The sequence below is a fragment of the Brevibacterium picturae genome (genome assembly GCF_030453725.1).
GTDB lineage: Bacteria > Actinomycetota > Actinomycetes > Actinomycetales > Brevibacteriaceae > Brevibacterium > Brevibacterium sandarakinum_A.
This window is the reverse complement of record NZ_JAKDJU010000162.1, coordinates 1-6,748: the sequence shown is the minus strand read 5'-3', so window position 1 is coordinate 6,748 and position 6,748 is coordinate 1. Positions and strand designations below refer to the sequence as shown.

At 62.9% G+C, this 6,748-nt stretch carries 4 protein-coding genes and 1 pseudogene; 4 read left to right on the top strand and 1 reads right to left on the bottom strand.

The window, feature by feature from the left end; all coding sequences use genetic code 11:
• Positions 1 to 517, bottom strand: a pseudogene (locus L0G76_RS13005) (urocanate hydratase); the annotation flags it as partial.
• Between the two features lie 332 nt (positions 518 to 849).
• Between L0G76_RS13005 and L0G76_RS13000 the strand changes: the two are divergent.
• The 4 genes from L0G76_RS13000 to L0G76_RS12985 all read left to right on the top strand — a co-directional run bounded on the left by L0G76_RS13000 (position 850) and on the right by L0G76_RS12985 (position 6,593).
• Complete coding sequence (locus L0G76_RS13000; protein WP_096158052.1) at positions 850 to 2,019, top strand: CaiB/BaiF CoA transferase family protein; 1,170 nt, start codon at positions 850 to 852, stop codon at positions 2,017 to 2,019.
• 4 nt (positions 2,020 to 2,023) lie between these two features.
• Positions 2,024 to 3,163: an acyl-CoA dehydrogenase family protein gene (locus tag L0G76_RS12995; RefSeq protein WP_304357605.1), complete on the top strand. Its 1,140-nt coding sequence runs from the start codon at positions 2,024 to 2,026 to the stop codon at positions 3,161 to 3,163.
• A 200-nt stretch (positions 3,164 to 3,363) separates the two neighbouring features.
• Positions 3,364 to 4,806, top strand: coding sequence for a purine-cytosine permease family protein (locus tag L0G76_RS12990; RefSeq protein WP_125187648.1), 1,443 nt, complete (start codon positions 3,364 to 3,366; stop codon positions 4,804 to 4,806).
• Between the two features lie 320 nt (positions 4,807 to 5,126).
• Positions 5,127 to 6,593, top strand: a complete 1,467-nt coding sequence (locus L0G76_RS12985; protein ID WP_164513922.1) for a lipase family protein — start codon at positions 5,127 to 5,129, stop codon at positions 6,591 to 6,593.
• The last annotated feature ends 155 nt before the right edge of the window (positions 6,594 to 6,748 follow it).

The window sequence follows — 6,748 nt, the reverse complement described above, 5'->3', positions numbered from 1 at the left end:
CGAAGGTCTCGTAGGTGCCCTGGAGGATGCCCTGGGTGGCGATGTAGATCCAGGACCCGGCCGTCATCTGCCCGTACATCATCAGACCCTCGGCCTCGAGCTCGCGGAAGTGCTCCCAGTTGGCCCAGTCGCCGACGAGGTTGGAGTTGGCGATGAGCACGCGCGGGGCCCATTCGTGGGTGCGCATGACACCGACCGGCTTGCCCGACTGCACCAGCAGAGTCTCGTCGTCCTCGAGGTCGTCGAGGGTCTTCACGATCGCGTCGTAGGCCTCCCAGGACCGAGCCGCCCGGCCGGTGCCGCCGTAGACGACGAGGTCTTCGGGGCGCTCGGCGACCTCGGGGTCGAGGTTGTTCATGAGCATGCGCTTGGGGGCCTCGGTCTGCCAGGACTTGGCGGTGATCTCGGTGCCGCGGTCGGCGCGGATCACGCGTGAGGGATCGTGCTGGGTGAACGACGGCTTCGTCGCTGCGGTGCTCGAGTTGGAGGTGCCCGAGGTTTCGGAGACGCTGGTCATGTGACTCTCCTTCTTCATTCTGTCTGACGGAGCGGAACGATTCTCATGTTCGGATCATGGCGAGCGGGAGCCAATCCCCCTCATTGTCATCGCTGACTACACATCCCATTCTGTCCTCTGCGCGGAAAAGCGATAGTGGCCTGGATCAAGTTCTGTCCGACATTTCGGACTGCGGTGTCGGTGTGCCTCAACACTGAGTCTCGCCAGCCATGGTCCATGCCTCCACAGCACTGGATAGCCGACTGGCGACTCCACAGACAATCCGACACCTCGGACGAAACTCGAGGTGAGAGCGTTGTATTCCTCTGTCTTCCCCGCAGAGGATGAAGAGCATGAACGCAACGAAGCAACTTCTCAGCGGGGTCAGGGTCGCCGACTTCTCCCGCGTGCTGGCCGGCCCTTATGCCACAGCCATGCTCGCCGATCAGGGCGCCGAGGTCTTCAAGATCGAAATGCCCGGCCACGGTGACGACTCACGCCACCTGGGCCCCTTCACCGACACCGGATCGACGTATTTCACGTCGCTCAACCGGGGCAAACGCTCCATCGAGGCCGATCTCAAGGATACCGAGCAGCATGCGCAGCTGCTTGACTTCATCCGCACCTGCGATGTCGTGGTCGAGAACTTCCGGCCGGGGGTCGCTGCGAAGCTCGGCCTGTCCTTCGAGGACATCAAAGCGGTCAAACCCGACATCGTCTACGCCTCGATCTCCGGCTTCGGACAGACCGGCGCACAGGCGAAACGGCCCGCCTACGATACCGTCATCCAGGCCCTGAGCGGACTCATGTCGTCCACTGGATTCCCGGACGGCTCCCCCACCCGCGTGGGCGAATCCATCGCCGATGTCTCCGCCGGAGTCTTCGCCGCCTTCGGCGTCTCGAGCGCGCTCTTCCACCGCCAGACCACCGGCGAGGGCTCCCACATCGACATCCCGATGCTCGACGTCATGCTTGCCATGCAGCCGACGAACACGGCCATCCACGCCGCCGGATCGACACCGAACCGTGTGGGCAACCGGCACCCGATCTCCGCACCCTTCGACACCTATGCCGCTGCAGACGGTCTCGTCGTCATCGCCGTGGCCAACGACAAACTCTTCGGCGTCCTCTCGGCCACGCTCGGCAAGCCCGGACTCGTCCTCGACTCGCGTTTCGCCACCGATTCCGACCGTTCGGACAACGATGACGCCCTGCGCGCCGAGATCGAGGAGTTCACCACCGGTCACACGGTGGCCGAGCTGTGCGCGATCTTCGACGCGGCAGGAGTTCCCAACTCTCCCGTCCTCAACTTCGCCGAGGCGGTCAACGGACCGATCACCGACGGCCGCGGACTCACCACCACCGATGCCCGCACCTGTCATACGCACCTGCGCCACCCCCTCCTCGTCGACGGTGTCAGGCCGACATCCGCGCTTCCGGTGCCCCACCTCGGCGAGCACAATGACGAGCTGAGCGCAGAACGAACTGACGCACCCCGTTCAGCAGAACCGACGAAGGAGTAGGACCATGGGATTCGACATCAGCGCGGACGAGCAGGAACTCGTCGCCGCCGTCACACAGATCAGCAGGGACGTGCTCGCCCCGCAGGCCGCGGCCGCGGATGCGAACGAACGCGTCTCGGACACAACATTGCAGACCCTCGCCGAGGTGGGGGTCCTCGGTCTCAACCTGCCCGAGGAATTCGGTGGGCCCGGCGTCGGGTCCGTGGCGATGAGTCAGATGGTCGCCGCAGTCACCGAGGCGTGCGCCTCGACGGCGTCGATCATCACCGCACAGTTCCTCGCCACCGACTCGATCCTGCTCGGCGGCACCGATACCCAGCGCGAGAACTGGCTGCCCAGGGCCGCCGCCGGTGAGATCATCGGTTCCTTCGGACTGACCGAACCGGGGGCGGGATCCAACCCTGCCGAGATGTCGACGAAGGCGGCGAAGGTCGACGGCGGCTGGCACATCAAGGGCACGAAGTGCTTCATCACGAACGCCGGCTTCGCGGACTTCATCGTCGTCTACGCAAAGACCGATGTCGACGCAGGGCACAAGGGGATCAGCGCATTCATCGTCGACACTGCGGCCGCCTCGGCGGGACTGAACTTCAATCCTCCGGAGAAGACCATGGGACTGCGCGGCAGTCCGGTCTATGAGTTCGTCATCGATGCGATCGTTCCCGACGACGCGCTGCTGGGCGTCGAGGGCGAGGGCTTCACCACGGCCATGCGCGTCCTCGACCGGGGCCGCATCGAGGTGGCGGCGATGAGCCTGGGCATCGGCAAAGCTGCCCTTGACGCTGCCGTGGACTGGGCCGGCGAGCGCAGGATCAGCGGCAAACCGCTCAACCGGCTGCAGGGGATCGCCTTCAAACTCGCCGATATGTACACGAAGTACCGTTCGGCCTGGCTGCTGACGATGGACGCCGCAGAGCAGAGGGACGCTGAGGTGGACTTCACCAGGTCATCTGCCACCGCCAAGCTCGCTGCGTCAGAGGCTGCAGCGTTCATCGCCGACGAGGCGCTGCAGATCCACGGCGGCTACGGCTTCACCAGGGACTTCCCGCTCGAACGCTACGTCCGTGACGCCCGCATCTATCGGATCTACGAGGGTTCCTCGGAGATCCAGCGCACGATCATCGCCAGTTCGCTGTCGAACTGAACCCGCCGAAACAGACCCGAAACCTGCATCGGAATACGATCAGTTCGGGGTTCAAGGGTGATCGATTCGCCCGTGAACCCCACTATTCATTCCACGACCGCGATGATCCGATATGTCGGACAGTTTGTGTGACTCAGGTCTCGTATCGCTCTGATTTCGGGTGTTGACTGGGTCTGATTCATCATTCTAAGGAGAAACCCATGGCGAGCTCATCCAATTCGGGGATCGAGAAACGATCCATCGAAATGGTGCCTGACAATGAACGTCACGGCACCGCACGCTCCCAGTTCACGCTGTGGTTCGGCGCCAACACCCAGATCACCGCCATCGTCGACGGAGCACTCGCCGTCGTCTTCGGTGCCGATGCGCTGTGGGCCATCATCGGTCTGCTCATCGGCAACGTCATCGGCGGCATCGTCATGGCCCTCCACTCCGCGCAGGGACCACAGCTGGGTCTGCCGCAGATGATCTCCTCGCGGGCACAGTTCGGCATCATCGGGGCGATCATTCCACTGGTGCTCGTCGTGCTCATGTACATCGGCTTCGCCTCAACCGGTGCCGTGCTCTCCGGACAGGCCGTCAACCTCATCATCGGTGTCAATACGCCGGCGGTGGGCATCGTGATCTTCGGTGCACTGACTGCCGCTGTGGCCCTGCTGGGATACAAGTACATCCACGTGCTCGGTCGCGTCTCCTCAGTCACGGGCCTGCTCGGATTCCTCTTCATCACCTACTGCGTGTTCACGAAGGTCGACGTCCCCGGACTGATCTCGGGCTCGTCCTTCGCATTCCCAGCATTCCTGTCCGCGATCGCACTGTCCGTGGGCTGGCAGCTGACCTACGGTCCCTATGTCGCCGACTACTCGCGCTACCTGCCGCGCTCGACTCCGGCGTCGAAGACCTTCTGGTTCACCTTCGGCGGATCCGTCATCGGTTCACAGTGGTCGATGACCCTGGGCGCCCTCATCGGCGCCGCCGCCATGACCGAGACCGGCAACTCCTTCGTCGAGAACCAGGTCAGCTTCGTCGGCGACATCGTCGGGGGCGGGGTCTACGCTCTGCTCATCTTCATCGTGATCCTGTTGGGCAAGCTCACCGTCAACACTCTCAACGCCTACGGCGCGTTCATGTGCACGCTGACGATCCTCACCTCTTTCGGGGAGAAGACGAACATCCGCCGCTGGACCCGCGCGGTCTTCGTCATCGGCATCGTCACCCTGACCGTGCTTGTGGCCCTGTTGGCGTCGGCGGACTTCCTCGCGAACTTCAAGAACTTCGTCCTCGCCCTGCTTATGGTCTTCACTCCATGGAGCATCATCAACCTCACCGACTTCTACCTGATCTCGAAGGACCGCTTCGACATCCCCGCCTTCTACGACCTCAAGGGTCGCTACGGCAAGTGGAACTGGCGAGCCTTGGTGGCCTATGGAGTCGGTGTCGTTGTGCAGATTCCGTTCCTCGCCCAGTCCTTCTACACCGGACCCATGGTCGAGAAGCTCGGCGGCGCAGATATCTCGTGGATCGTCGGCATCGTGGTGACATTCCTCCTCTACTTCTTCATGCTCCGCAACCGCAGCGTTGCCCCTTCGGAGACCATCTACCCGGATGTGGAGGCACTGGACGCCCAGCGCAGCCGAGGCTAAAGCTGGAGTCACCGCAGCAGCGGGAACATCGCGAGTGCATGCGGAAAATGCACATTTCAAGTCAGGCTGAGTAGGTTGCAACCTACTCAGCCTGACTTGAAATGTCTGCCGACAGGTATCACCCGGCGACTGGCCCACCTGCACATTCGCGCTTCTCGATTGACCGATAAGAAATGTTACTGATAAGTTCTACCCTCGAGTAGGATTGTGATGCCTGTCACCATACAGGCCTTGCATCAGAGACGATCGGAAGGACGGGCACACTTGTCCCGTCGGTCGGCGACACCACAACTGTTCGCGCATTCTCAATGCCGAGACACATGACAGAACAGGACCAGACACATATGGGCACGTCCCGTCATAGAACGCTTCCACACGCACGACGCTTCGCAATGCTGAGCGCTGCCACCATCACCGGGCTGACACTCGCACTTGGCACAGTGTCGGCACCCGCCCAGGCACAATCTTTGGTCCCGCAGAGCGAAGACGAAGCCAAGAGCATGATCGAGGACAGGCAGGCCGAAGACTCGGACTCCCTGAACAGAAGCAATGTCCCAGAGAGCGTCAGCGTCGAGGATGCGAAGGCAGCCGTCGACAAGTCGGATGAGATCTCCACTGCTGATGTCGAGTACGCAGCAGCGCTCGAAGACCTTCCCGACTCCGGCGTCCCCGAGGACTTCTACCAGACGCCGGACCAGTTGCCGGAGGAGAACGGCGGCGTGGTCAAGCAGACGCCGTCGAAGTTCTACGTCGATCCCATCAAGCTCATTGAGCACAATGCGAAGTCCACGACGTATATGTACAAGACCACCGACGAAAAGGGCACAGCACGAGCGGCCACTGCCACGCTGCTGACCCCGGAAGGTGCGGAGGGCGACGCGAAAGACGCTGTCGTCATCTCACCTGGCACGCAGGGCATCGCCGATAAATGCGCTCCCAGCCGGCAGATGGCAATGGGCACCGAATACGAGGGCATCTCCGTGACCTCTGCGTTGGCGGCGAAGCGTCCGGTTCTCGTCGTCGACTATGTCGGGCTCGGCACCGAAGGCGCACACAGCTACCTCAACCGCGTGGAGGAAGGTCGATCCGTCCTCGATGCGGCCAAGGCAGTTCAGAACGTCGAAGGCAGCACCATCAATGAAGACACGAAGCTTCAGCTGCGCGGCTACTCGCAGGGCGGACATGCCACGACCGCGGCATTGGAACTCGCGGATGACTGGGCGCCAGACCTCAGCCTCGCCTCCGCCTCGGCGGGTGCCGTTCCGACGGACCTCTACAAGACGGTCTCCGGCCTCTCCAGCATGCAGACAGGACTCCTGCTCTACGGAGTCTCCTCGTTCGCCGATCAGGCAGATGTCGACCTGACTGAATTCCTCAATCAGGAAGGCCTGGACAGAGTCGAAAGCGCCTCCAACCAGTGCACGATCGAAGCAGTCCTGTCGAACGCCTTCCTCGACACGAGCACTCTGACGAAGGACGGAAGTTCATTCCAGGACCTCGTCCAAGAGAAGTTCATGGATGTTGCCGATAAGCAGCGGTTGGGAGATGCCGAGATCCCAGACATCCCGGTCCTCGTCAACCACAGCCGCCTCGATGACGTCGTGCCCTTCGAACTGGGCAAAGAACTGGCCTCGAAATGGTGCGACGCCGGCCACAAGGTTGCGTTCGAGGGCAATCTCGGCCCGACGCACATCGGCGGCTACATCGCCTCGCTGCCTCGCGTCGAGTTGTTTACGAATCGCACCTTCGACGGCAAGGCACCCGTTGACAGCTGCTGGAGATTGTGAGGACAGCACAATGAGCTGACCCTCAAGACCAACACCATGAAGTGGGGGGGGGGGGGGGGGGGGGGGGGGGGGCCCCCCCCCCCGGGGGGTTGGGGGGGGGACGGGGGGGGCGCCGCCCGGCCCGGCGCCGCCCCGGGCGCCCCCCGGCGCCAGGG

Bases quoted from the DNA above. Each gene is read 5' to 3' on its own strand.
- L0G76_RS13000 (WP_096158052.1), top strand. From the start codon at position 850: ATGAACGCAACGAAGCAACTTCTCAGCGGGGTCAGGGTCGCCGACTTC.
- L0G76_RS12995 (WP_304357605.1), top strand. From the start codon at position 2,024: ATGGGATTCGACATCAGCGCGGACGAGCAGGAACTCGTCGCCGCCGTC.
- L0G76_RS12990 (WP_125187648.1), top strand. From the start codon at position 3,364: ATGGCGAGCTCATCCAATTCGGGGATCGAGAAACGATCCATCGAAATG.
- L0G76_RS12985 (WP_164513922.1), top strand. From the start codon at position 5,127: ATGACAGAACAGGACCAGACACATATGGGCACGTCCCGTCATAGAACG.